We start from the raw sequence: 26,128 nt of genomic DNA on the forward strand, positions 1-26,128 counted from the left end.
CTATAGTCAAAGAAGTCTAAAATGGATACAAGGCAGCCGACCGAAGATTGTACCAGTAGTACCTCTAGGGAGGGTAGCACTGTAGCCATTGAGTGGTTCTCTGAATATATCAGTGTTTAGGTATGCTATTTAACACTATACATAAAATAAAACCTCCAAGTCAGCTGCTGACTTGGAGGTTTTTTATTACAGAAAATAACTATCGAAAATGATGATTACAGATAGTTTTCGATACTTGGGCAAGAGCACATTAGATTCTTATCACCGTACGCATCATCGACACGTGCCACGCTTGGCCAGAACTTGTTTGCACGGATATAAGGCAGTGGGAATGCAGCCGTATCACGGCTGTACGGATGCGCCCATTCGCTACTAGTGATCATAGCAGCCGTATGTGGCGCATTGACCAATGGATTGTCTTCTAGCGTCCAACCATTCTCGCCAGCTTTTGCTTTCATCGCTTCTGCTTTGATAGACTTTAGCGCACTGATAAAGCGATCCAACTCTTCTTTTGACTCAGACTCTGTTGGCTCAATCATAAGCGTACCAGCAACTGGGAAACTCATAGTTGGTGAATGGAAACCATAATCCATCAAGCGCTTGGCGATATCGCTTTCACTGATGCCAGTCTCTTCTTTTAGTGGACGAATATCGATGATACATTCGTGAGCCACACGGCCGTTTTTGCCAGCATATAGGACAGGGTAATGGCCTTTTAACTCAGCAGCGACGTAGTTGGCGTTCAATAATGCCAATTCAGTGGCTTTTAATAGACCATCGCGGCCCATCATAGCAATGTACATCCATGAGATAGGCAAAATGCTCGCTGAGCCATAAGGTGCTGCTGATACGGCTGAGCAGTCTTTTTGTGCATTATGCACAGGGCTTAGCGTATGGTTGGCCATAAATGGTGCCAAATGCGCCTTCATGCCGATAGGACCCATACCTGGGCCACCGCCGCCATGCGGAATACAGAAAGTCTTGTGCAAGTTCATGTGAAGTACATCAGCGCCAACGTCTGCAGGCTGCATCATGCCTACCTGAGCGTTCATGTTCGCGCCGTCCATATAGACCTGACCACCATGCTTGTGGGTCAAATCACAGATATGACGGATGCCTTCTTCAAACACGCCATGCGTCGATGGATAGGTAATCATCAAAGCACCCAAACGCTCGCTGTGCTCTTCACATTTAGCGGTCAAATCATCGATATCTACGTTGCCGTTTTCATCGGTTTTGACCACGACTACTTTCATGCCCATCATCATGGCAGTCGCTGGGTTAGTACCATGCGCCGACATTGGAATCAAGCAAACATCACGATCGGTCTCACCCAATGACTCATGATAGCGACGGATGGCAAGCAGACCAGCATACTCACCAGAAGCACCAGAGTTTGGCTGCATAGACACATCATCGAAACCAGTAATGGCTTTGAGTTGGTCTTGTAAGCTATCAATCATGGCGATATAACCGGTGACCTGATCACGCGGTGCAAAAGGATGCACATTGGCGAATTCAGGCCAAGTGATGGGTAGCATCTCACTGGTGGCGTTGAGCTTCATGGTGCAGCTGCCCAGTGAAATCATGCTGCGGTTCATCGCTAGATCTTTGTCTTCAAGCGACTTTAGATAGCGCAGCATCTCGTGCTCGGTGTGATGCGAGTTGAATACAGGATGGCTCAAAATATCGTCAGTACGCAAATGCGCGCTATCGAGTGAGATACGAGCGGTTTCAGGCAAGTCATGTGACTTATTGACGAACAATTGAGTCAAGGTGTTGAAGTCTTGCTGATCACTGGTTTCACTAAAAGCGACGCTCAATTTGGTTTCGCTTATACGCCACAAGTTGTAGCCAACATTGTCTGCATTTTTGAAGATTTGTGTGGCAAGCTTTTCTGAACCACAATCAACCACAACTGTATCAAAGAATTGATCGTGTACCACATTCAAGCTGCTGTCATTGGCTGCGGTGATGGCATCAGCAAAGGCAGTTGCAAAGGCATGGATACGAGTCGCGATACGTTTGACACCGCTTGGGCCATGGTATACAGCGTACATACCAGCGAGGTTCGCTAGCAATACCTGTGACGTACAGATGTTTGAGTTGGCTTTTTCGCGGCGGATATGCTGCTCACGAGTTTGTAGTGCCATACGTAGGGCAGTATTGCCTTGCGAGTCTTTTGACACACCAATGATACGACCAGGTGCTGAGCGTTTGGCTTTGTCAGAGAACGCAAAGTAGGCGGCATGTGGACCACCAAAGCCCATTGGGATACCGAAACGCTGCGTACTACCTAGCGCCACATCGGCACCCATATCGGCTGGTGATTTCAATAGCACCAAGCTCATGATATCACTGACAACGCTCACGTAGGTTTTGTTTGCTTTTACGGCAGCGATAACGTCTGTTAAATCTTTAACATCGCCTTCTGCGCCGACATACTGAAACAGCGCACCGAAATAGTCACCAGATTTGGCGGTTTCAAAATCACCAACGATGACTTCCCAACCAAAGTATTTGGCACGAGTATTGATAACATCTAGCGTCTGCGGATAGACACGCTCATCAACGAAATACTGCGTTGATTTGCTTTTGCTCACACGCTTTGACATCGCCATGGCTTCTGCCGCTGCCGTGGCTTCGTCAAGTAGTGACGCACCAGCCAACTCAAGACCAGTCAGGTCGATACAGACTTGTTGGAAGTTCAGCAATGCTTCTAGACGACCTTGCGCGATTTCAGCTTGATAAGGCGTATAAGCGGTATACCAGCCTGGATTTTCAAGGACGTTGCGCTGAATGACAGCAGGCATACGCACAGGCGAGTAGCCTTGACCGATATAGCTTTTGTTAACAGTGATGTCGTCTGCCATCGTACGCAGTTTGGCAAGTGCTGCATGCTCACTCATTGCCAATGGCAAATCCAATTCTTTGTGCAAACGTACTGGCTCAGGTACCGTGTCATTGATAAAGCTTTGCATGTCCTTATAACCAACGGCACTGAGTAGGTCAGCTTGCTTGGTGTCATTTGAACCTAAATGGCGATAGACAAATTCAGCTTCGTTGAACAAGCCTTGAAAGGTATCAAACGATGGGTTTTGAGAGATAGTCATGACAATCCTTGGTTAGGGGAGTAATAAAAAAATAGCTATAGCCAATCCTCTATGAATTAGATACGGTGTCAGTCTCGTTTAGTCTACTATTTGTAGTACTTTCACTCGGCTTCCTTGTATTTAAATCATATTGAACCGACTATAAAATAATAGAGTGCGTTATACGTAATGTACAAACTGTGTCTGATCAAAGCGGAATTGGCTGTTATAAACACCGTTATCAGCACGTTCGCCAGCACCAATCATCATAATGATATGTTGATCGCTGCCTAACTTTAGCAATCGCTTCATGGCAGGCTCATCGAAGCCGCCCATGGCACAGCTGTCAAAACCATGAGCACGTAGTGCTAGCATCAGGTTTTCGGCGGCAAGCGAGGTGTTATTGGTTGCCCAGTTTTTGGTATCTTCAAAGGTATAGTAAGGCGATTTTATTGGGCCTTTTACCCGTCTAACCACTTGCGTCGCGCCCCATTTTGCGGCCGAAACCACATTGGCCGGTCCTCGCAAAAAGTCCATCGTGACGACTTTGGTGTAGTAGTCTTTCACTTTCTTTGGCACTGGCTGGTCAGGGTATTCGCGCAGTACTTGCTGGGCGTGATCTTGCCAAACATCGGTACGAGCAACGATTGCGATTAAGCGTGCTGCTGTTTTTGCAGCGTTTTGATTCATGCAGTTTTTGATGGCACGTTTGCGATTGTCAGCATCATCGATAACATAAAACTCCCACGGCTGTAGGTTGCTAGAGTTCGGCGCTAGCATAGCCAAACGCAGACAGTCTGCTAGCACATCGTCAGGTATTGGCGTATCAGTGAAGCGGCGTACTGAGCGGCGCGACTCTACAATATCGCGAAACGCTTGAAGCTGCGGCGTATGAGTGGGCGTGGCAACGCTGTCTGTATTATCGGTGTTGGTGGTCATATTGGGATCCATGCTGGGAGTTGGGTTATCGGTATGAGATCGTGTTTTCAGATTCACTATGACAAATGCCTGTTTAATAGGCTTTGCACCAGTGGTGACGATTCAATGTGACAACGCTTGAGAGCAATAACATCGGGCGATAATGATTGGTGACGGTCTATATATAAAGCTGCTTTCAAATAATAAGCGTATCCAATGAGCAGATGCTTTTGATAAGAAAGGGTTTTCAAATAGGGGGTATGGATACCAGTCAGTACCAGTATCCAAAATAATTAGTTAGGTCTCATATCTTATAAGCGCGAGTGTCTTACCAGTGCTAATTTCTTACAAATACTAGTGCAGCGGCAAATAGCGATGTACTTTGATTATCGCTATTCGCTATTCGCTATTCGCTATTCGCTATTCGCTATTCGCTATTCGCTATTCGCTGAGAGCATGCTTAGCTTATAGGTCGCTTTCGTACTCATCAGCTGTCAACAGTGCTTCGTAGTCAGCGATGTTGTCAGGCTTCATTCTAAAGAACCAACCTTCGCCGTATGGGTCAGAGTTGATGATTTCAGGATCGTCTTCTAGGCCTTCATTGATAGCAACCACTTCACCTGAGATCGGTGCATAAACGTCAGAAGCCGCTTTTACTGATTCAACAACAGAGATTTCGTCATCGACAGCGATGATGTCGCCCACATCTGGCAATTCAACGAATACCACATCACCCAATAGGTCTTGAGCATGGTCTGTGATACCAACAGTGATCGTACCGTCGTCTTCTAAGCGTAACCACTCGTGGCTGGCAATATATTTTAGATCTGCTGGGATGTTGCTCATGGTCTCTCTCCTAAGTGATAGAGGTTAATTAACAAAAGTAATGGAAGCCAATAATAGAATTTATAGTGCCTACGAGTCAAACTGCTGTTTGCCATTACGGACAAAAGGCAGCTTAAGTACGCGTACGTCAACGAATTTACCTTTGCCGCGTAGATCGACCTGTACATTATCATCGTCTGATAAGCTGGCAGGAACACGGGCAATCGCGATTGAGTTTTTTAGGCTAGGAGAGAATGTACCACTGGTGATAATGCCAGTTTGTTCATTGTCTGTGCCTTGATTGATGGTGACCGTCATGCCTTCACGTAACACGCCGCGTGTCGTCAATAGCAGACCCACTTGCTTCATAGCCGTGTTGTCATCTTTTGACTGCTTACGTTTGCTGACTAGGGCTTCGCGGCCGACAAACTCGCGCTCGTCTTTAAGTGCAAGCGTCCAGCCCATGTTGCACTCATAAGGACTGATGGTTTCGTCCATGTCATGACCATACAGGTTCATACCCGCTTCCATACGCAAGGTATCACGTGCGCCAAGACCAGCAGGTTTGATGCCATTCTCTTTTAATTGCTCAAAGAAAGCAGGCGCATCATCGGCATGCATAATGACTTCGACACCATCTTCACCAGTATAACCAGTACGAGCCACGAACCAATCAGTGCCTTCGATATCGGTCAAGTCAGCCCCAACGAAAGGCTTAAGTGCTGCCAAGGTGTCGGCCCAGCTTGGTTTGGCTTGAGCCAGTTTTGCAATAGCATTTGGACCTTGCACGGCAAGCATAGCAAGCTCAGGACGCTCGGTAATCTCAATATCAAAGCCTTCAGCGACTTTGTTAAACTGTGTTAAGTCTTTATCACGAGTGGCTGCGTTAGAGACGATGCGGTATTCGGTTTCATCAGCATTGGTCAGATATACGATCAAATCATCGATGACACCGCCTTGCTCATTGAGCATACCAGAGTACAGTGCTTTACCAGGTGTGGTGAGTTTGTTGACATCGTTGGCGAGCAGTTTCTGTAGCCATGCTTTGGTATCAGCGCCTTTGATATCGGTCACAACCATATGTGAGACATCAAACATACCCGCATCTGTGCGTACGGCTTCGTGCTCTTCGATTTGTGAGCCGTAATGAATCGGCAATTCCCAACCAGAGAAGTCGACCAGCTTGCCCTCACTATCAATGTGAGACTGGTAAAAAGGGGTGCGCTGAGGGGCTTGGCTTTGCTCGTTTTGAGAAGTGATGTCTTGAGAATGGGTATCAGTCATAACAAATCCTTATGTGTACATCAGTGGTACTCGGTAGAGTAGGCCTTGATGCGCAACGTAAAAGTAGCGAGAAGCAATATTGCAAGGTGCAAATATTACATCAAAGGGTGACACAGAAAACAAAGATGAAGACATGAGCCAAACGGACGCTAAACGTCGGTTTGGGCAGTAGCCCTATCTGTCCTGTGACCTGAGATTTTCAACACGAATCATCATTAATGGGCAGTTGTATGAGCCCTACAGCTGATGATAGCGTATTTTCTCCCCTTCGGTGGGTAAGACGTCGTCCGTGCTTACCACTCTCCAGATTTGTTATGCCTTATGTTTGAAGATGTAGTGCGCTATAGGCATCATACGACCAAACAAAAATGACATGCGTTTTTCAGTCCTTTTACCTGAGCGATTGGCAGGGTGGATGCGCCTTCGGTGGCTTGTAGCAATTGATGTTTTTGTATGACCAATGCGGTTTAATACAAAATCTATGCTTACAAACGCTCTCCTGAAAAACGCTTTTATTATGAAAGGTTCAAAGCGCTTTTACAAGTCATCAACGCCATTAAAATAAATAAATTTGGCAAAAATAACGTTTTGCTAGGATAGTCCGCTAAATAAGATGTATTTTATAATAGTATTTTCTCTCTTAATCAGCATGTCACCTGCATTTTTTGACAAAAATTACGATAGCAAAACGCAAAGCGACTACTGGTATTTGCGTGAAATATGCTAACCTACGGCCATAGTTTCTGATAGGTGATTTTTATGCATTGTGATATTTATAAGTTTCCCAAACATGACGATATGTACGTCTATATCGCTCGTCCCGATTATCCTAATGATACCGATGAGATCAAGGACTGGCTTGGCGTGTTACCAAAAGACTTTCGTGCAGGCTTAGGTCGTAGCAAGTTTGTCATGCATCTGGATTTGGCGACAACGGCTACGCTTGCTCGTGTCAATAAGGAAGAGGTACTGGCCAAGCTACAATCACAAGGCTACTTTGTGCAGATGCCGCCGCAGGATGTCATGCGCCGCCAAGCTGAGCTACGCGCCCGTGAAGCGCAAGATAATATTTACGACTAGTAGCGCTATAGCCGAATCATTAGGTTTATATAGGGTGTGTGGCAAGTTGGTTTTGAGCGTTGTTGATAGACTGAGAAAGACGCTATAGTTGATTCAGTTTAAAAGACAGTCAAGGCAACCGAGTGTAGATGTATAGGTGATACTTCAAGTGAGGTTAACGCTGTCCTTCTTTTATAGAGGATTGACTATATAACACATTTGGTCACATGCATTTAGGCATAGAGTCATGATAAACTGGCAGTCACGAAATCCATATAGAGACGTGCGTCATGTGCGCGTCGATGATGTATTCGGTCTTATTTGAGTGCTGTAAAACGTACCCTATGCCGCTTGGCACACAACGTGTCACCGATGACAAACGCAGGTAATTAAATACGCATGGACTGGTTAAAAAATATCTTACACAGCTTACCGTTAGAATCTATCAGTGACATTCTCGGTGAGATTGCCATTTGGTGGGGCCAAATGGTAAAGGATGTCCCACCTGCCGATCTGCCAATGTATGCTTATCTTGGCGGCGCTATTTTGGTATTGGTCTTATGGGTGCTGGTCGCTCGAGTATTGCCCAAGCCGCTAGGCGGAATGAGTTGGATGATTCTGTTTGCAGTGTTATTGGCACCCGGTACGGCGCTTGGTGATCCAAGTGAGCTGGCACCAGCCAGTATCAGCGTGGTTTACGGCATTATGATGAAAGACTATGCTGGCGCTATAGCCAGTATGTTGCCTATCTTGGTGGTATTGGTCGCAGGCTTGTTTGTCGGGTTTGTATGGCAGCTGATACGTAGCGCATTTGCTTCTAGCTTAGACAAAGCCCGTAGCCGCAGCGCAGAAGATACACAAGCAACGTTGCAAATGACGACAGGTAGTTATTTACCAGAAGGCGCTAGCGTAACCGAACAGCCTGAAACCAATGTGAGCTTAAAAAAAGAAAGTACATTGGCCAAAAATCCTAAGAATGATATGTCTAACAAGCAGTAAAAAATTCTAAGTATTTAGAAAATACCGTTATCTTAATAGATCTTAATACTCAAATAAAAAGACACCAATGCGTGTCTTTTTTTATGTCGAAAGGTTTATCCACTATATAAAAAACTGGGGGTTGTTCGCCATACATAACATTTGTTAATAATGGCGAACGCATGAGTATTTTGGCAATGCCTCAGGCTGTGCTAATCTAATTTGATAACCAGCTATTTCTAGATGATTACTTCGCCTGTTTGTGACCTATTTATCTATAACAATAACTCAACCATAACTGAGATTTGACTATGAGTACGACTGACACGACTAAAAAAAGCTTCACTGGCACACAAAGCTATATTGCCACAGATGATTTACAACTGGCAGTCAATGCCGCTATTACGTTGCAAAAGCCGCTACTGATCAAAGGTGAGCCGGGCACCGGTAAGACATTACTGGCCGAAGAAGTTGCCGAGAGTTTAGGTATGCCGCTCATCACGTGGCACGTCAAATCGACGACTAAGGCTGAGCAGGGTCTGTATGAATATGATGCAGTGTCACGCCTGCGGGATTCGCAGTTGGGCGATGATAAGGTCTATGACATTGCCAACTATATCAAACCAGGTAAGCTATGGGATGCGTTTACCAGTAAAGAGCGTACGGTACTATTGATTGATGAGATTGACAAAGCAGATATCGAGTTTCCAAACGATCTGCTGCATGAGCTAGATAAAATGTCGTTTTATGTGTATGAAACGGGCGAAACCATCACCGCAGCGCAGCGCCCAGTGGTGATCATTACATCGAATAATGAAAAAGAGTTGCCGGATGCATTTTTGCGTCGTTGTTTCTTCCATTATATTGACTTCCCAGAAGAAGAAACCATGCGTCAAATCATTGAGGTGCATTTTCCTGATATCCAAGAAAAACTGGTCAATAACGCACTCGATATCTTTTATAAGCTGCGTAATATTCAAGGTCTTAAAAAGCCACCATCAACGTCTGAATTGGTCGATTGGTTAACGCTATTACTCGCTGACGATATGGCGCAAGAAGAGCTAGAAGAAAATCTGCGTGGTGAAAAGTCTATTCCACCACTATATGGTGCGCTGCTTAAAAACGAGGCCGATGTGAGTCTATTGCAGCGCTTTGCCAATATGATGCGTCGCTAGCCTGTCAGCATTAGAGGGCAACTCAACTGCCTTGTCATCATGGCTTGAGCCTATCAATACTAGGCTCAGTCATAACCCAATCAGCCAATAAGTGATGCGACTCTTATGTTTATTAAACTGTTTTATACCTTGCGTACTTACGGCGTGCCAGTCAGTACGCGTGAGCTGCTTGATCTAAATGCTGCGCTTGAGCAGGGTTTGATGATGCAGCCGCACCCAGAAGACCCAAGCCTGACCACCTTTGCCAGTCGCGAAGACATGTATCGATTGATTCGGCTATGTATGGTCAAAGATGAGCGCCATTTTGATAAATTTGATCGTGCGATGGCGGATTATTTCGAAGGTGCCGACAGTTTGGATATGGAGGAGCTATTGGCTAAGCTGACGGACGTGCCTAAGGAATGGTTGGATTTAAAGCTTGATCCGAAAAACTTAACAGAAGAGCAGCGTCGACTACTCAAAAAATATGGCTCGCTAGAGGAGCTGATGAAGGCTTTAGAAGAGCGTCTGAAAGAGCAAAAGGAGCGTCATCAAGGTGGCAGCAAATGGGTTGGCACAGGTGGCACATCACCATTTGGTGCCTATGGCGATCATCCAGAAGGCGTTCGGGTCGGTGGCGAGTCACGTAAGCGCAGCGCTGCCAAAGTCTGGGAGCAGCGTAAGTATCGCAATTTAGACGACGATAGTCAGCTTGGTACGCGTCAAATTCAGATGGCGCTACGCAATCTACGCCAGTTTGCACGTACTGGCAGTGCTGATGAGCTTGATATCAAAGAGACCATTAGGCGTACAGCGAAGAAAGGCGTGCTCGATATACATATGCAGGCGGAGCGCCGCAACCGTGTGAAAGTGCTGATGCTGTTTGATGTGGGCGGTAGTATGGACGTCCATGTCGAAGCGCTTGAAAAACTATTTTCTGCGGCAAAAAATGAGTTTAAAACCTTAGAGTTCTTTTATTTTCACAACTGTCTTTATGATTATGTGTGGAAAGACAATAACCGTCGTCATAGCGCACCGATGCCAACGTATGAGCTGCTGAATAAGTATGGGCGGGAGTATCGAGTTATATTTGTGGGTGATGCATCAATGTCGCCATATGAGTTGATGACGGTGGGCGGCAGTGTCGAGTATATGAATAACGAGGCGGGTATCGTATGGCTGAAACGGGTACTGGATCATTTTGATAAAGTCGCTTGGCTCAATCCGGAAAATCCTACATATTGGCAATATACTCAAACCATCGTTGAAATCAAAAAACTCGTGGATAACAAGATGTATCCGATGACCTTGCATGGCGTGGAAGAGATGACCAGTTACTTGGCACGATAGTTTTGACGTTTATGCTATAGTCAGTCCTCTATAAACTAGATATGGTGTCAGTCTCGTTTAGTCTACTACTTGTAGTACTTTCACTCGCCTTCCGTGTATCCAAATTATATTGAATCGACTATCACTTATAAAATCTATTAGTTCTGATTGAATCCTTATGAAAGCAGCCGTTATGACAACATAATGGCTGCTTTTTTTTGTTTAAAAATAAGCAGTATGACAATTCGGCATTGGTATGCTGAGTAAAACATGATAAGATTCATTTAAAATGAATCTTATAGGTGTTCTTATTTAAGATGTTTACTTAAAGATTCTTATCTCCTGTTTTTTAATATATCCATTCGACCACACACTGAGAAATAACATGGCTTCATCAAAAACATTAGAAATCGTCACCGCAACTGTGCCCGTACTTGAACAACATGGCGTTGCGATTACCACTGTATTTTATAAAAATATGTTTAATGAGCATCCTGAGCTGTTAGATATTTTTAATGAGACCAATCAAAAATTGGGACGTCAGCAGACGGCATTGGCTATGACGGTATTGGCCGCTGCTAAGCATTTAGATAAATTGGCTACGCTATTGCCGCAAGTGACCCAGATTAGCCATAAACATAGAGCGTTACAGATATTGCCTGAGCATTATCCTATCGTAGGTAAGCATTTGATCGGTGCGATAAAAGAAGTGCTAGGAGAGGCAGCCACTGACGACATCATTACCGCTTGGAAGGAAGCTTATGATGAGATCGCCTCGGTATTTATTCAGATTGAACATGGCATGTATAAAGAGGCGATGTGGAAAAGTTTCGCGCCTTTTAAAGTGATCGAAAAGGTAGCGGCTGCTACGGATATCGCAGCTTTTACAGTAGTGCCAGTGAACGATAATGAAGATAGTAATCAAGATATTGACCTGAGTAAATTGAAGTTAACCGCTGGTCAGTATATTACGGTGAAAACAGATCCGGCAGACAGCGACCATATTGCGCTGCGTCATTATTCTTTATACTCTGCCAGTACCGATGCAGGTATTCAGTTTGCTGTTCGACGTGATAACCGTAATGAGCATCATGGGTTGGTCTCTAACTATATGCATGATCAATTAGAAGTGGGTGACACGGTTTTATTGTCGGCTCCAGCTGGTGACTTCGCGCTTAATCAAGATTTGGTACAGCAGAATGAAATTCCATTGGTATTGATGAGTGCTGGGGTCGGGGTTACGCCTGTGCTGTCTATGTTAGAGGCGCAGGTACTGGCCAATCCTAAACGACCTATTATCTGGGTTTATGCGTGCCAAAATGCCACACATCATGCTTTTTCTGATCAGGTAGAGGCATTACTCGCAAAGGCTGAGAGCGTAGAAAAACATATCTTTTACTTTGAATCAGGACAGTTGTTAGATGCTGCATGGCTTGAAACATTGCCTAAGCCTGCTGATATCTATGTATGCGGATCAATGCCATTTATGGAAAGTATGATTGATGGGTTAGTGGGATTAGATCATGGTGTCGATAGCGTTCACTATGAACCGTTTGGCCCTAAAATGAGCTTGGGCGGTTAAGTTTTTAACATATAGTTGGTGAACTACTAAACCGCTACGGCGTTACCTATCCTTAGATGTACTACTTGTATAATCTGCAGTCGGCTACCTTGTACCCATTTTAGAGTTCTTTGACTATAATATTAAAAATAAACGTTTATAAAAAAGCACTTAGCGTGAAATAATCATGCTAAGTGCTTTTTTAATCTTAGTTGACAATAAATAGTATCAGGGCACATTACTCTTTATTTTCAACCACACCAATCATGACGCCCATCTCTTTTTTATCCTGCTTATCGATGCTAGGCGCATATAATGCCGACGCAATCCCACCATCTAAAAACAGTGCATTCGGGCAGTTTAAATTGTCTCTAAATAGGGATGCAAACTGATAAAACGTGACTGGTTCATCGCTATTGACGAACTGTATCGTGCCATCATCACACACGCCTGCACCATTACGAATCTTGAGTGAGGTGCTATCAGGTTTGAATTGTGGATGTATCTCATTATTAATGACCAGCATAGGGCCTGATTGAGTGGCATACCAGGGCTGCGCTTTGTCCTCTGACAGTAACTCACTCAAAGCATTACTTTCCGTAATCTGTACCTTGCCAGCTTTATCCCACCACATGACCCCATTAGGTAACAGATGAAAATTGCCACCACCTTCTTTTAAATTTAATGACTTGATCTCTTTACCTTCGATAACCGTATAGCCAATCGGTGCGTATTTTTGATTGTACATCCCAGCATTCATCGCAAAGTTGAGTGTCTTATCTGTTGGTAATGTTGACAACAACGCATCAAAGGTAAGCATGGGCTGACTACTATCAGATGACTGCCAAAATAACTTTAATGCGTAGCGTTCATCAGTCAATGCTTCCGCTGTAATTCGGCACGCACTGTAAGAAAATGGCATATTCTGAGACTGGCACGACCAGCTGTCTGTATCGCTGCTAGCCGTGTCAGTATTTGATTGCTGGCAAGCGCTAAGGCTTAGCACAAGCACTATCGTTGATAGAGCTAAGGTAAAAAGGGAACTTGGCATTAATCACGCGTCTTTTAACATAGAGGTTATTTAAAGGTTGCTACTGCTTGCTGCTTAATCGCATCTTTATCAATCATTCTCGAGGACTGTTTTTTAGTCACTCGTCGGTGGAAAATCACGGAATGTATTATTGACGTTACCGATCATGATACCAGTAGTATTATTGTTTACTTTATCGTCCGTTGCTTGATCACCTGCTTTTAAAGTTGGCGCTTCGGTTTGTTTACCTGTATCTCGCGAGTCTTTGTTGTAGGCAATCAGCGCATCATTATCGGCAAGGAAGCTATCCGCTGTCGACATCACCCACATCTGATTGAACACGTCTGCCCGGGCACTTTGATCAAGTAAGGCGCCTCTATCTGTAAAGTAAAAGAACTTCGACAGTAGTTTGATTTGTCCATCGTCTAAGCGGCGTGCGATGTGATAAGGCTGTAGTTGACTTGGATGCTGTAAACCAACTGCGCCTACGATGCTAGCAAGCGATTTTAGCGTGTTTTTATGGAAGCTGGCAACGCGCTCGGCTTTACTTGGGACATCAAGCGCTTTTTGGCGATATGGATCTTGGGTAGCGACACCTGTTGGGCAAGTGTTGGTATGACAAGAGCGCGACTGGATACAACCGACCGCAAACATAAAGCCACGTGCTGAGTTACACCAGTCTGCACCCAAAGCAATCATACGAGCAATATCAAAACCAGAGACGATTTTGCCACTTACGCCAAGCATAACCTTGTCACGAATACCTGCACCGACTAAAGTGTTATGAACCAATAGAAAGCCATCAACCATCGGCATGCCGACATTATCCATAAACTCGACAGGTGCGGCACCAGTACCACCCTCAGCACCATCAATGACGATAAAATCAGGATAGTTATCCGTCTCTATCATGGCTTTGACAATCGCCATAAACTGCCACGGCTGACCAATACAAAGTTTAAAACCAACAGGCTTGCCACCAGATAGTTCACGTAACTGCTGCCAAAACGCCACGAGCTCACGCGGGGTACTAAATGCAGTATGCGAAGAGGGTGAGATGCAGTCTTGACCAAGTGGTACTTGACGCGTGTCAGCAATCTCTTGGGTGATTTTACTAGAGGGTAGGACACCGCCTTTACCTGGCTTAGCGCCTTGCGATAGTTTGATTTCGATCATTTTTACTTGTGGATCAACGGCTTTTTCTGCAAAGGATTGTGCATCAAAATCACCATTGGCATCGCGGCAACCGAAATAACCCGTACCCAACTCCCAAATTAAATCACCGCCAAATTTTCGATGATGAGGGCTGATCGCACCTTCGCCCGTATCATGCGTAAACCCGCCTATTTTCGCGCCTTGATTCAGCGCCATAATAGCGTTGGCAGACAAGCTACCAAAGCTCATGGCAGAGATATTAAATACCGACATATCATGTGGCTGTGTGCAACGCTCACCGCCCACCATGATACGAAAATCTTTGTTTTCTAGCGGCGCACTGATGGCCGATTGCAAAAACCATTCTTTGCCATGCGTATATAAATTATCTAGCGTCCCAAAGGCATTGGTATCACTGACGTTCTTAGCACGCTGATAAACAAGGGCTCGCTGCTGACGTGAGAATGGCACTTGTTCTTTGTCATCCTCTAACAAGTATTGACGAATCTCAGGACGAAAGTCCTCTAACACGTAGCGGATGTGACCTGCAACTGGATAGTTGCTCAATATGGCATGCTTGGTTTGAATCAAGTCATAAATACCCAAACCAACCCCAAATCCACCAATGAGAATCAACCACCAGTTCAGCAATAATAGCCCTGCTAAAAACAGCAATATTGCGGCAGCAAAGGTGCTGTAGCGTAATAAAACACCTGTTAGATAAGGCGAATTGTTGGTAGGTTCGGGATTCAGATTGGTACGAGATTGGGGCATAGCGAGGCTCGGTAATAAAACATGAAAATTAAAAAACGCGGTAATTATATATAACAGATAAAAAGAATATGTCTCAAGCATCCATACGTATGATGTCGACGACAGATAATATTTATCTTAACTTATAATTAACGCGCATATTGTACGGTTATGATATCACGGCTTAGAGGGAATTGAGTAAGGTGTGCTTATGCCATGGCTTTCTCAACAAATCACCCGCACCAAAGTTTTCTGCTCATCAATGGTTTCAAACTTAATGTCAACGGACAAAAACTGCTCAATCAGCCATGCTTGGGTCTCGGTATGTTGGCTGATGATTCGTGCCGTAAATTCGCCACCACCAGATAACGCCAGTGGCAACAACAACTGGTCTGTTAAGTACTCATCGACCAGCGCATTGGTTTTAAAGAGATAACGTTTGACCAAACCTGCTAAGCGATGGCCCATTTTCTCAGCTGAGCTGCGTTTTTCACCCAACAGCGTAAATATTTCGTGATGCAGATGATCGCCACATTCATGAGTAACCTGTGCATAGCACGTATTGCCTTCACCGATACCGTCCAGCTTATTGGCTTTGGTGGTAATAAGTGCGCCATCTACTCCGCTTTCAAGCAGTACGGCTTTAGCGCTGGCAATCTCGCGTTTGCCAATGTCATATTCCAAATTTAGGACACTGGCTACTAATGCGATATTTGTTAACGCTCCACGTTCGGTTAGGTGTAGTGGCTTGGAATCAGCACGGCGCATAAACGGTGTAATGGTTGCTTTAATCACGCCGCCACCAATGGGCGCAAAGCCTGCTTGCACACATTTAATATCAATTTTCATGCCTAATTTCGTTAAAGCAGGGACGAATGCGTGTTGCAAAAAGTCCGTGGTTGGCGCTAATGGATTATGCGTACCGCCTTTTATACTCACGGTTGAATGAACGTTTTGATCTGTATTGGCAAAAAGCAGGGCAGGGAGTAGCGTTTGTAACACAAGACTGGTACTGCCAGCTGAACCAATATTAAAGTTATAGTCACCTGATTTGATAACATTAGGGGCAAAGCGAAACGATGTGCTGCCCAACGCTGCACCTGTCACAGCGGCATTTGATATTTGCTGCGAGGCTTGTACGCACATCAGGTGTTGACGCATCAACCCAGGTTTGGCTCGCCCAGCGCGGATATTGGTCATTTCGATGGGTATGCCTGTCAGCATCGATAATGAGAGAGCGGTACGAATGATTTGTCCGCCACCTTCGCCAGTGCTGCCATCTATTTTTAGGGTCGCGCGCTTGGTGCTCGTAGTATGGGCACTGGCATTACTGGCGCTTTGGTTGGGCATAAAGCTCATTGGTACACTCTCAAAGTTTAATTTTTTGTAAAGCGGGATATGATTATTTTATCGTGCGTGCTTAAGTTGCTATCAATTATTATCAAATAAAAGAGCCTAAAAAATATGGTATGACGCATATTTTTTAGGCCCTGTTGATCAATCAATCAAAGTTTAGCTTTAGATATCAACGTTTAGCTGTTGAATTTTTTCGCTAATAACTCTTTGATAAATGTCACGACGGCTGCGCTGTGCTCAGAGTTTTTGATTTCATCTAATAGCTCAGCTTTTGACATGCTTTGGTATCTCTGTATGTCTTCGCTGCTGATGTTTTTTGCGCTGTCGATCAAGCCTGATAGGCCATTGTCATCGTTATCACCGCCTGTTACAGCGCCTAACATATCGTTCATATTTAACATCGGTATTTCCTCATATAAAAGTAATTATCAAATGCTTCAATGTGAAAATCATTATAAATCTGTGCCGTGGTCACATACCACGCACATCTTAGTCTACCGTATCTATATTCGTTTAGGGGTATTAAAGTCGCCCTTTTTAGATAATGATTATGCGTCGGGAAGATGGGTTTTAATCAAGATTTCTCCATGGCTTATGATCAATGGCTTTAAAAATAAGATTGAAACCGACTGTCAGTGTCTGGTGATAAGGTCTAAATAGTGTGGTGTAACAAGTGACGAGTAGAGGCATGAATAGTAAAAAAGACGTTTGCCCGCAACGCCAAGTAGCCACTGCAGTATTTGTTCAACCCCCTGTTGTGGAGTGCGGGGTCTTAACACTCGCCCAGTCGGTTCCAAAAGGGTGTTCTATAGTTATTTCACTATAAAAGTAGTCATTTAAAAGTAGTCATTTAAAAGTAGTGATTTAAAAGGAACTATTCTGCTAAATCGATTTGCCAGTTATTGGACTGAATTACAATATTGATTTGACGCAGTTTCATGGCAATATCGTCCGCTTGCTTCTGTAAACCAACCACTGACACCATGACATTATATTTAATCTCACGATGGCTATAACGGTCTGTTTCGGTATGCGTGGCAGCTATGGCATCGATCAATAGTTTATGGCGCATCTCTAAGGTATCGCGCTCTACCAACAGCGTTAGCATCGATTGACCGTTATCCGTCTTAGCAATCGCGTTGGTACAGTGAATGCGTTCAATCAGGTTTGACAGCTCAGCGATGATTTGGCTGGCATCAACCATCAATGCGTTTGGGTCCTCAGATGGCGTATCGCCTTCTTGGACTTTAATATTGGCGTTAATACGGCCCTTTAGTTGAGCCAACTTCTTTTGCATATCGCTACGGATAAGTAGGGCTTCTGCGAGTTTCATTTTGGTTCTCTCTTATTATAATCAGGATTCAATATCGCCCCAAAAATCAATATGATTTGGCGTATCGATTATTGGAAATTTATCTGACAATTCAAAACGAAATTCATGAGAAAAATAGTGTGCTAAATCGTATCCATAGTAAATGATGTCTGTCTGATAAATAGAAAAGACAGGGTTACCAGTTTTATGTAGTTCACTAGGAATGTATCGGTGCGAGTAAATGGGTATCATTTTAGGATAAGTCTCATAATAAATTTTAGCGACCATAATATTTTTATTAAGATCATTAGACTTTTCACCCCATTCTTCCATCCAGAATGCATTATGTTCTATATCAAACACTATGCCACTAAATGGCCAATCTATTCTTTTACGAATATCCATGGCCTCAATTTTTGACTGTAAACCTAGTCGCCAGTTAACAAAACCATTAGATATGGGCAGCTCTTTTTGTAAAAAATATTGTAAATCAGGAGGAAACCTTAAATTGAATTTACTTTCAATTTGTTGAACTTCTTCATCAGATAGCCCATGTTCAAATTTGACTTTTTTGCTTTAAGTTTTCGTATAATTTCTATAGTTTGAGCATGTTTCATGATGTTTGCTTCCAATTTTAAAAGCTGATTTCAAAATAATTAAATGAGGCACTTATTACCAATCTTTTAATCTTCCCAATAAAAAAGCCCATCGTAATAAGAGAGATAATTATCAACCAGCACAGAAGGTATTTTTTCAGCTATTTCCAATGATGTAGTCAGTGCAAGTGTATTCAAACGAATTAAGCCTTTGCGAGTCAAAATTTTTTCTACTTTCTGAGCAAGATTCTTCACCGCACTATTGGTCAAGTTATCTAGCATTTTACGGCTTGGTAGATAATGAGAACACATTGAAGGGTCATGAATAGGCCATGACTTTGAACCTTGCATAAAGACATAGTAAGGTAGCATTCGATGAAATAGAATTATAAGCCCTTCATAGCTCTCAAGACTTTCGAGAGGATCACTAGTAAAGTCAGAAGTCTGCTGGTAAAACCATGCATCACAGTAAGAGGCATAACCTGAACCATAATGATCTACTTCTAGTTGAAATAGAGTTTGAGTATGACTTTTTATCTCTTCACAGAGGCCTCTATAATAACCTTCTATCGTAGACTCTTCTCCTGTATTGAAAGGATGCCCGTGCCAAACAATCTCTTTTTTTTCAACATGAATTTGGTGGATCAAATCATATAGATTAATAGTTTGTTTCATAATAATCTCCTTTTAAAAGTTTAACCCTTCACACACACCACCTGACGCAAAGTATGTACCACTTCTACCAAATCACTTTGCGCTTGCATTACGTCATCAATATTTTTATAAGCCGCTGGAATCTCATCAATCACATCCGCGTCCTTTCGGCATTCTACGCCCGCAGTCTGCGCAATTTGATCGGCGACCGTAAATACCTTTTTGGCTTCAGTACGTGACATGATACGACCTGCGCCATGCGAGCAAGAGCAAAACGATTCTTCGTTCCCTTTACCGCGCACGATGAATGATTTGGCACCCATTGACCCCGGAATAATGCCGTATTCACCAACGCGGGCACGGACAGCGCCTTTACGGGTCACAAATACTTCTTCGCCGTAATGTTGTTCTTTTTCTACATAGTTATGATGACAGTTCACCGCTTTTACGGCTGCATCAAACGGCTTATGTATGATTTGGCGTAGCGCTTTGATGGCTTTTTCCATCATGATTTCGCGGTTTTTAAAGGCAAAACGCTGCGCCCAGCCAACGGCAAACCAATAATCATCGAAATGCTCTGTACCCTCGGCAAAGTAGGCCAAATCTTTATCTGGCAAGTTGATAAACCACTTGCGCATGTCCTCACGTGCCAGCTCAATAAAGTAGCGACCGATGGCATTACCCACACCGCGTGAGCCTGAGTGCAGCATGATCCAAACTTGGTTGGTCTCATCAAGGCACACCTCGACGAAATGGTTTCCCGTACCCAGCGTACCCAAATGATTGAGGTTGTTGGTGTTTTTAAGCTTAGGGTGCTTTTGGGTTATATAGTTAAAGTCATCAACCAGCGTTCCCCAACCGTTCATTACGGTATCATCAGGGTTTGCCCATGCGCCGATATCGCGGCGTGACCCGCGACCACGCGTTTTACTACGACCATGTGGAATCGCTTTTTCCAGTTCGGTACGCAGACCGAGCAAGCTATCTGGCAAATCGTTCGCGGTTAGGGTGGTTTGCACTGCCATCATCCCGCAGCCGATATCGACGCCAACGGCAGCCGGAATAATCGCTTCTTTGGTTGGCAATACCGTACCGATAGTCGCGCCAATACCAACATGCACATCGGGCATCACCGCAAGCCATTTATATACAAACGGCATCTTTGAGGCTTTGATCAATTGATCGTGTGCTTTTGGATCAACAGGCACGCCCTTAGTCCAAAGTCTAATAGGCGTTCCACCGTCTTGAATGATGTTATGAGTAGTTGGTTGCATGTTATGTTCCTTAGCATTCCAAAGTTTGTTTATTATGAAAGACAATTCTTACTTTATATAATGCTAAGGGCGTGCCAAGTTTTTAATATGCTCAAAATTTAATCGTAAGTATTTGATATTAATGATTTAAGTAATATTATTTTTATACATTTAAAGTAGGTTAGTAAAAACATTGAAAAATAAATTTATAAAATATTCTATTGGTATAGTATTTATTCTATATATTAATATTTTTATCCTATAATGCTCATACTAAATTTTCGTACACGCACCAATATTTTGGATGATTGAACCTTATGTCTAACAAAACCGCCGTCATCGGCTTCCTCGGCACCACTTTAGATAATGGCTTTAATGATAAGCGTTGGCAAAGATGGCGACCAACCGTCAGTTTGGGTCTGCATGACGAGCTGCTCGTTGATGAGCTGCATATCTTATATAGCAAGCGCGATAAACGGCTGTTTAAAATAATTGTCGATGACGTGGCACAAGTTAGTCCGAACACTACCGTTATTGGTCATCATGTGGCGTTGACCAGTCCGTGGGATTTTGCCGACGTTTATGCTGAGCTGTATGACTTTGCCGCAGGGTTTGATTTTCAGGACAATACCGATTACTTGCTGCATCTGACCACAGGTACGCACGTGGCGCAGATTTGCTGGTTTTTATTGGTAGAGGCGGGCTTTATTCCTGCAGATTTGATTCAGACATCGCCTTGCCCAAGACCTGACCAAGCCGATCCGCAAGGTCGCTATCAAGTGATTGATTTGGACGTCTCGCGCTATGATGGCTTGCGCGAGCGTTTTGAAGCAGAAAAACAGCAACATTGGCAAACCTTGCAAGCTAATCTAATCACCCAAAATGCCGCTTATCAAAAGCTCATCTCCGATATCGAAAAGGTCGCCACCCGCTCAACCGCACCCATACTACTGATGGGCGCAACAGGGGCAGGCAAGTCACAATTAGCAGGCCAAATCTACGCGCTCAAAAAAGCCAAAGTTAGCAGTACGCAAGGCAAAAACACGCTTGATGCGTTCGTCGAGGTAAACTGCGCCACGCTGCGTGGTGACACTGCCATGAGTGTATTATTCGGTCATGTCAAAGGCGCATTTACGGGCGCTGCGTCGAGTCGTGATGGGCTACTAAAATCAGCCGATGGTGGCTTATTATTCTTAGATGAAATCGGTGAGTTGGGGCTTGATGAGCAAGCGATGCTATTAACCGCACTGGAGGAGCAGCGCTTTTATCCGCTCGGTAGTGATACGCCGATTAGCGTGTCGTTTCAGCTAATGGCAGGCACCAATAAAGACTTGCGGCAAGCGGTCGCTAATGGCGAGTTTCGGGCAGATTTATTTGCGCGTCTTAATACATGGACGTTCTTTTTGCCATCACTCAAAGATAGGCTAGAGGATTTACCTGCCAATATCGACTATGAATTGGCGCGTTTGGGTAGCGAGCAACAGCAGCAATATCGATTTACGTCAGAAGCAAGGCAATTGTATGAAGCTTTTGCGATGAGTGCGGATGCGACATGGCAAGGGAACTTTCGTGATTTGACGGCCAGTATGATTCGTCTGACCACGCTGGCTGAGAGTAAAGTGATTCGCAATGATGATGTACAAGCGGAGATTGAGCGCTTAACGCATCTTTGGGAATTGCCTGATCGTTTAAATGGATTGAATAGGTTAGGTAGTGATAGTAAAGGCAATAACGCGAATAAAAATAGCCTAAGTAATAACAGCCTCGATACTACTTTAGATAGTGAAACCATCGAGAAGGGTAGTCATTATATTTTAATAAAATATCTCGATGAAGATATGCTGACAACTATTGATCCGTTTGATGCGGTGCAACTGGCGTATGTGATTGAGATTTGTATTAACCATAAAAACCAAGCAGCAGCAGGCCGCTATCTATATGCGAATTCGCGCGATAAGCTAAAAAGCCCGAACGATAGCGATAGATTGCGTAAATATCTGCTAAAGTTTGGGCTTAGGTTTGATGAGTTAAAATGAAGTATCTTCCATAAGATAAAACCCATCAACTAAGTCAAGATACTTATACTATAGTTTTATGGTTTATTCTCTTTTAAACGCCCGAACCAATCCGCTCCGCCAACGCCTGCAATTTTGGCACTATCATGGCAGCATAGTCATCCGCTTCCCAGTTGGCACTTGGCACGCTGGCATTGAGCGAGTATGTATATTGTCCAGTCGCAACATCAAACACGCCAATGGCGACTGCCAATATGTCAGTAGAGAATTCCCCATCAGACACGGTATAGCCGTATTTTTCATAATGCTCTGCCGCGCTGTCTAGGGCAGTTTGTGCATCGTTATATTCTTCAACAGACAAATTCTCTTGGAGATTACTAATGATGACCGCCTGTCTCGCTTGCGTACTTACCGCATAAAAAGCACGTCCAATGGCAGTGCGTGCGATAGGTACAGCGGAGCCAACTTGTAAGTTGACCGATAGGCGTGCAGGGCTACGGCAGCAGGCGTGATAGCGCATTTCCCCTTCAACTTCGGTTGCCAAATTCACGGATACTTCATTTTCGCTAGCGAACTGTCGCAGTAAAGGTTCAGCCGTTGCGACCATATCGTGACGACTCCATGCAGTCGCACTGAGACGTACAGCACTACTGCCCAATTGATACTGTCCGTGCTCAGTGACACGTAAAAACCCAAGCGTGGTTAAAGTATGGATCAGCCGAGTAATGGTTGCTTTTGGCAGATCTGTCATTTGACACAGTTGCTGATGGGTGAGCCTATCATCATGTTCAAATGCTGCGAGTATCGTCAGTCCACGACCCAGTGCTGTGACGAACTGTCGGTCGTTATCTTCCTTGCTCTGGCTCATAATTCCATGTATGCGTTCGAGTAGCGGAGTAGCTGTTGATAAGGGTTTCGTCATTTTATACTCATCTTTTTTGGATAAAGGTTTACAGCGCGGCGAAAGTTTGCTTAAATGGTTTTAAATTATGAAACTAAGTTTCGCACAGCGGAATAATGAAGTCAATGACTTGTTAGACCAAATGATGTATCAAACACTATTCGTCAGTCAGGATGACTGATACCAAGGAGATCCACATGGCAACATCTACCAGCCCACGCTTTGATTGGGAAGATCCTTTCTTATTACGTGACCAGCTCACTGAAGAAGAACGCATGGTCACCGACAGCGCCCGTCAGTTTTTTCAAAAAGAGCTGATGCCTGGCATTGTTGAGGCCAATCGCAACGAGAATTTTGATCGTAATATCATGCGTCAAATGGGTGAAATGGGTCTGCTTGGTGTCACGATTGAGGGCTATGGCTGTGCTGGCTTATCAAGTGTTGCCTATGGTCTGATTGCTAAGGAAGTGGAAGCCGTTGATTCGGGCTACCGTTCAGCAATGAGTGTGCAGTCAAGCTTGGTCATGCATCCTATTTGGGCATACGGTACTGAAGAGCAGAGAGAGCGTTATTTGCCTAAGCTTGCTTCGGGTGAGTATGTTGGCTGCTTTGGTTTGACTGAGCCAGACTCTGGGTCAGATCCTTCATCGATGTCGACTCGTGCGCGCGCTGTGGATGGCGGTTATGAGTTGACGGGTAATAAAATGTGGATCACCAACAGTCCTATCGCTGACGTGTTTGTCGTGTGGGCAAAAGATGATGCTGGCGAGATTCGAGGTCTTGTTTTAGACAAAGGTATGAAAGGCTTATCAGCACCGAAAATCGAAGGCAAGTTCTCACTACGTGCGTCAGTCACGGGTGAGATTGTCATGGACAAAGTATTCGTTCCTGAGGCCAATGCTTTCCCAGATATCCGTGGTCTAAAAGGGCCATTTGGCTGCTTAAATAAAGCCCGTTATGGTATCGCTTGGGGTTCGATGGGTGCGGCTGAATTCTGCTGGAAAGCGGCTCGTCAATACACGCTCGATCGTAAGCAGTTTGGTCGTCCGCTAGCGGCAACGCAGTTGGTACAGTTGAAGCTTGCCAATATGCAAACTGAAATCACCTTAGGTTTACAAGCAGCGCTACGCGTGGGTCGTTTGATGGATGAAGACAATGCAGCGCCTGAAATGATCTCACTCATTAAACGTAATAACTGCGGTAAGGCACTGGATATCGCTCGTATCGCCCGTGATATGCATGGCGGCAACGGTATCTCTGATGAGTTCCATATCATCCGTCACGTCATGAACTTAGAGGCTGTTAACACTTATGAAGGTACGCATGATATCCACGCGCTTATCTTAGGCCGTGCGCAGACAGGCATTCAAGCGTTCTTTTAAACTGAATTTAAGTTAAATGTTCAGATTTAGCACATGCCCTAACGTACGTTATTGTTTGGCTTTTTACGAAGCATATATAAGCAGTAGCGTACGTTTTTCAGTTGTTCTTCATGATTTAACGGTTAAATAGCTAAATCATGAAGAACAATTTTATAATTAAAAAATCAAAAAATACGCGACACAATAAGGGATGATTATGACAGTCGATAGCAATACCGATAATGACGTGGCCAAAGGCGCATTGCATGGTATCAAGGTGCTTGATTTGTCGAGAGTGTTGGCAGGGCCTTCTTGTACGCAAGTGTTAGCTGATCTTGGTGCCGAAGTCATCAAAGTTGAGCGTCCTCATATCGGTGATGAGACGCGTCATTGGGCACCGCCAACATTCAGTGATGACACCTCCGCTTATTACGCTACGATTAACCGCAATAAAAAATCGCTGACGGTAGATATCACCACGCCTAAAGGACAAGACATCATTAAGCAGCTAATTGCTGAGAGTGATATTTTGGTTGAGAACTTTAAAGTCGGTGGCCTGAAAAAATACGGCTTAGACTATGACAGCCTAAAACAGTCCAATCCGCGGCTGATTTATGCGTCGTTGACGGGGTTTGGGCAGACAGGACCAGATGCCGCGCGCCCCGGTTATGATTATATTATCCAAGGATTGTCAGGGCTGATGAGTATCACGGGTCCTAGTGATGGCGAACCGCACAAAGTTGGCGTCGCAGTCGTCGATTTGTTTGCAGGTTTACAGTTGACGATAGGTATACAAGCGGCACTGCTGGCACGTCAAAATACTGGACTTGGACAACATGTCGATGTGGCATTGCTTGATAGTGCACTTGCCATGCTAGCCAATGTCGGTATGAACCATTTGGCTTCAGATAAGATACCGCCAAGACTGGGCAATCAGCATCCTAATATCGTGCCGTATCAAGTGTTTGCAGGTCAGGGTGAACAGCACTTTATCTTAGCCTGTGGGAATGACAGTCAGTTTGCCAAGCTATGTCATGTGTTGAATGCTGATTGGCATACCGATGAGCGTTTTACGACCAATCCACAACGCGTTGCCAATCGCGAATTGTTGTGCAGCGATCTGACTAAGCATTTTGCTAATCAGCCACGCGCCTATTGGCTAAAGGTTTTAGATCAAGCAGGCATTCCATGCGGCGCTATTCATAACGTGGCTGAAGCCTTGGCCATGCCGCAAGCGCAAGCCCGTGAGATGATCGTTAATTTCACCGAGCAAGACAGTCCGGTAAGAGCACTTGGCAATCCTATTAAGTTGTCCGCATCACCGGTCACTTACCGTACGCCACCACCACAATTGAGCGAACATACTGACAGTACGCTGGCAAATTTAGGCTATGATAAGGCTACGATAGCCAAGCTAAAAGCCGATGGGATTATTTAAAGCAATGCTTGCAGCCGTATATTTACAGTGATAAAAGCTAAAAATAAAAGCTAGGAAATAGAATTTTTCAAACAAAAAATCTAAAACCAAGTAGTCTCAAACAA

General features: G+C 44.3%; 21 protein-coding genes and 2 riboswitches. Of the genes, 8 read left to right on the forward strand and 13 right to left on the reverse strand.

Features of this window, described 5'->3' with window-relative positions; all coding sequences use genetic code 11:
• Positions 1–215 precede the first annotated feature (215 nt).
• The 4 genes from gcvP to gcvT form a co-directional block, all read right to left on the reverse strand.
• Positions 216–3,113, reverse strand: a complete 2,898-nt coding sequence (gene gcvP / locus IP510_RS06735; protein ID WP_194363996.1) for an aminomethyl-transferring glycine dehydrogenase — start codon at positions 3,111–3,113, stop codon at positions 216–218.
• A 159-nt stretch (positions 3,114–3,272) separates the two neighbouring features.
• Complete coding sequence (locus tag IP510_RS06740) at positions 3,273–4,031, reverse strand: nitroreductase family protein (RefSeq protein WP_194363997.1); 759 nt, start codon at positions 4,029–4,031, stop codon at positions 3,273–3,275.
• Between the two features lie 444 nt (positions 4,032–4,475).
• A complete protein-coding gene (gene gcvH, locus IP510_RS06745) occupies positions 4,476–4,856 on the reverse strand; it encodes a glycine cleavage system protein GcvH (RefSeq protein WP_194363998.1) in 381 nt (126 codons plus the stop codon).
• 69 nt (positions 4,857–4,925) lie between these two features.
• Entirely contained in the window at positions 4,926–6,119 is a 1,194-nt protein-coding gene (gcvT, locus tag IP510_RS06750) for a glycine cleavage system aminomethyltransferase GcvT (protein ID WP_194363999.1), read from the reverse strand.
• A gap of 168 nt (positions 6,120–6,287) precedes the next feature.
• Positions 6,288–6,436: riboswitch (glycine riboswitch) on the reverse strand.
• 56 nt (positions 6,437–6,492) lie between these two features.
• Positions 6,493–6,631: riboswitch (glycine riboswitch) on the reverse strand.
• A 247-nt stretch (positions 6,632–6,878) separates the two neighbouring features.
• Between gcvT and IP510_RS06755 the strand changes: the two genes are divergently transcribed.
• From IP510_RS06755 to IP510_RS06775, 5 genes are all read left to right on the forward strand, one after another.
• Positions 6,879–7,199 (forward strand): YcgL domain-containing protein, encoded by a 321-nt coding sequence (locus IP510_RS06755; protein ID WP_194364000.1) that lies wholly within the window; start codon positions 6,879–6,881, stop codon positions 7,197–7,199.
• 378 nt (positions 7,200–7,577) lie between these two features.
• Positions 7,578–8,177: a hypothetical protein gene (locus IP510_RS06760; RefSeq protein WP_194364001.1), complete on the forward strand. Its 600-nt coding sequence runs from the start codon at positions 7,578–7,580 to the stop codon at positions 8,175–8,177.
• Between the two features lie 290 nt (positions 8,178–8,467).
• Positions 8,468–9,331 carry an AAA family ATPase gene (locus IP510_RS06765; RefSeq protein ID WP_194364002.1) on the forward strand — a complete coding sequence of 288 codons (864 nt, stop codon included), beginning with the start codon at positions 8,468–8,470 and terminating at the stop codon, positions 9,329–9,331.
• A 105-nt stretch (positions 9,332–9,436) separates the two neighbouring features.
• A complete protein-coding gene (locus tag IP510_RS06770) occupies positions 9,437–10,660 on the forward strand; it encodes a vWA domain-containing protein (protein ID WP_194364003.1) in 1,224 nt (407 codons plus the stop codon).
• Positions 10,661–11,024: 364 nt separating this feature from the next.
• Positions 11,025–12,221, forward strand: a complete 1,197-nt coding sequence (locus tag IP510_RS06775; RefSeq protein ID WP_194364004.1) for a globin domain-containing protein — start codon at positions 11,025–11,027, stop codon at positions 12,219–12,221.
• A gap of 217 nt (positions 12,222–12,438) precedes the next feature.
• Here IP510_RS06775 and IP510_RS06780 read toward each other — a convergent pair whose 3' ends face one another.
• The 8 genes from IP510_RS06780 to IP510_RS06815 form a co-directional block, all read right to left on the reverse strand.
• A complete protein-coding gene (locus IP510_RS06780) occupies positions 12,439–13,251 on the reverse strand; it encodes a phosphodiester glycosidase family protein (protein ID WP_194364005.1) in 813 nt (270 codons plus the stop codon).
• Between the two features lie 93 nt (positions 13,252–13,344).
• On the reverse strand, positions 13,345–15,159 hold the full coding sequence (locus tag IP510_RS06785) for an FMN-binding glutamate synthase family protein (protein WP_194364006.1): 1,815 nt from the start codon (positions 15,157–15,159) through the stop codon (positions 13,345–13,347).
• A 204-nt stretch (positions 15,160–15,363) separates the two neighbouring features.
• Entirely contained in the window at positions 15,364–16,488 is a 1,125-nt protein-coding gene (gene rtcA, locus IP510_RS06790) for an RNA 3'-terminal phosphate cyclase (protein WP_194364007.1), read from the reverse strand.
• 182 nt (positions 16,489–16,670) lie between these two features.
• Positions 16,671–16,895, reverse strand: coding sequence for a hypothetical protein (locus IP510_RS06795; protein WP_194364008.1), 225 nt, complete (start codon positions 16,893–16,895; stop codon positions 16,671–16,673).
• Between the two features lie 473 nt (positions 16,896–17,368).
• The gene (locus IP510_RS06800) at positions 17,369–17,827 is read right to left on the reverse strand and encodes a DIP1984 family protein (RefSeq protein ID WP_194364009.1); all 459 of its coding nucleotides are present in this window, start codon (positions 17,825–17,827) and stop codon (positions 17,369–17,371) included.
• Between the two features lie 21 nt (positions 17,828–17,848).
• Positions 17,849–18,211, reverse strand: coding sequence for a hypothetical protein (locus IP510_RS06805; protein ID WP_194364010.1), 363 nt, complete (start codon positions 18,209–18,211; stop codon positions 17,849–17,851).
• Positions 18,212–18,489: 278 nt separating this feature from the next.
• On the reverse strand, positions 18,490–19,077 hold the full coding sequence (locus IP510_RS06810; RefSeq protein WP_194364011.1) for a hypothetical protein: 588 nt from the start codon (positions 19,075–19,077) through the stop codon (positions 18,490–18,492).
• Positions 19,078–19,097: 20 nt separating this feature from the next.
• Positions 19,098–20,330, reverse strand: coding sequence for an RtcB family protein (locus IP510_RS06815; RefSeq protein WP_194364012.1), 1,233 nt, complete (start codon positions 20,328–20,330; stop codon positions 19,098–19,100).
• A 296-nt stretch (positions 20,331–20,626) separates the two neighbouring features.
• On the opposite strand from IP510_RS06815, the gene rtcR reads away from it, so the two are divergent.
• Positions 20,627–22,345 (forward strand): RNA repair transcriptional activator RtcR, encoded by a 1,719-nt coding sequence (gene rtcR / locus IP510_RS06820; protein ID WP_194364013.1) that lies wholly within the window; start codon positions 20,627–20,629, stop codon positions 22,343–22,345.
• Between the two features lie 73 nt (positions 22,346–22,418).
• On the opposite strand, the gene IP510_RS06825 is transcribed toward rtcR, so the two are convergent.
• Positions 22,419–23,246 (reverse strand): IclR family transcriptional regulator, encoded by an 828-nt coding sequence (locus tag IP510_RS06825; protein ID WP_194364014.1) that lies wholly within the window; start codon positions 23,244–23,246, stop codon positions 22,419–22,421.
• Positions 23,247–23,422: 176 nt separating this feature from the next.
• Here IP510_RS06825 and IP510_RS06830 point away from each other — a divergent pair, with 176 nt between their 5' ends.
• Both IP510_RS06830 and IP510_RS06835 read left to right on the forward strand, forming a co-directional pair.
• Complete coding sequence (locus tag IP510_RS06830) at positions 23,423–24,607, forward strand: acyl-CoA dehydrogenase (protein WP_194364015.1); 1,185 nt, start codon at positions 23,423–23,425, stop codon at positions 24,605–24,607.
• 196 nt (positions 24,608–24,803) lie between these two features.
• Positions 24,804–26,024, forward strand: a complete 1,221-nt coding sequence (locus IP510_RS06835) for a CaiB/BaiF CoA transferase family protein (RefSeq protein ID WP_194364016.1) — start codon at positions 24,804–24,806, stop codon at positions 26,022–26,024.
• Positions 26,025–26,128: the final 104 nt, after the last annotated feature.

Origin of the sequence: Psychrobacter sp. NG254 (assembly GCF_015277735.1) — a bacterium.
GTDB lineage: Bacteria > Pseudomonadota > Gammaproteobacteria > Pseudomonadales > Moraxellaceae > Psychrobacter.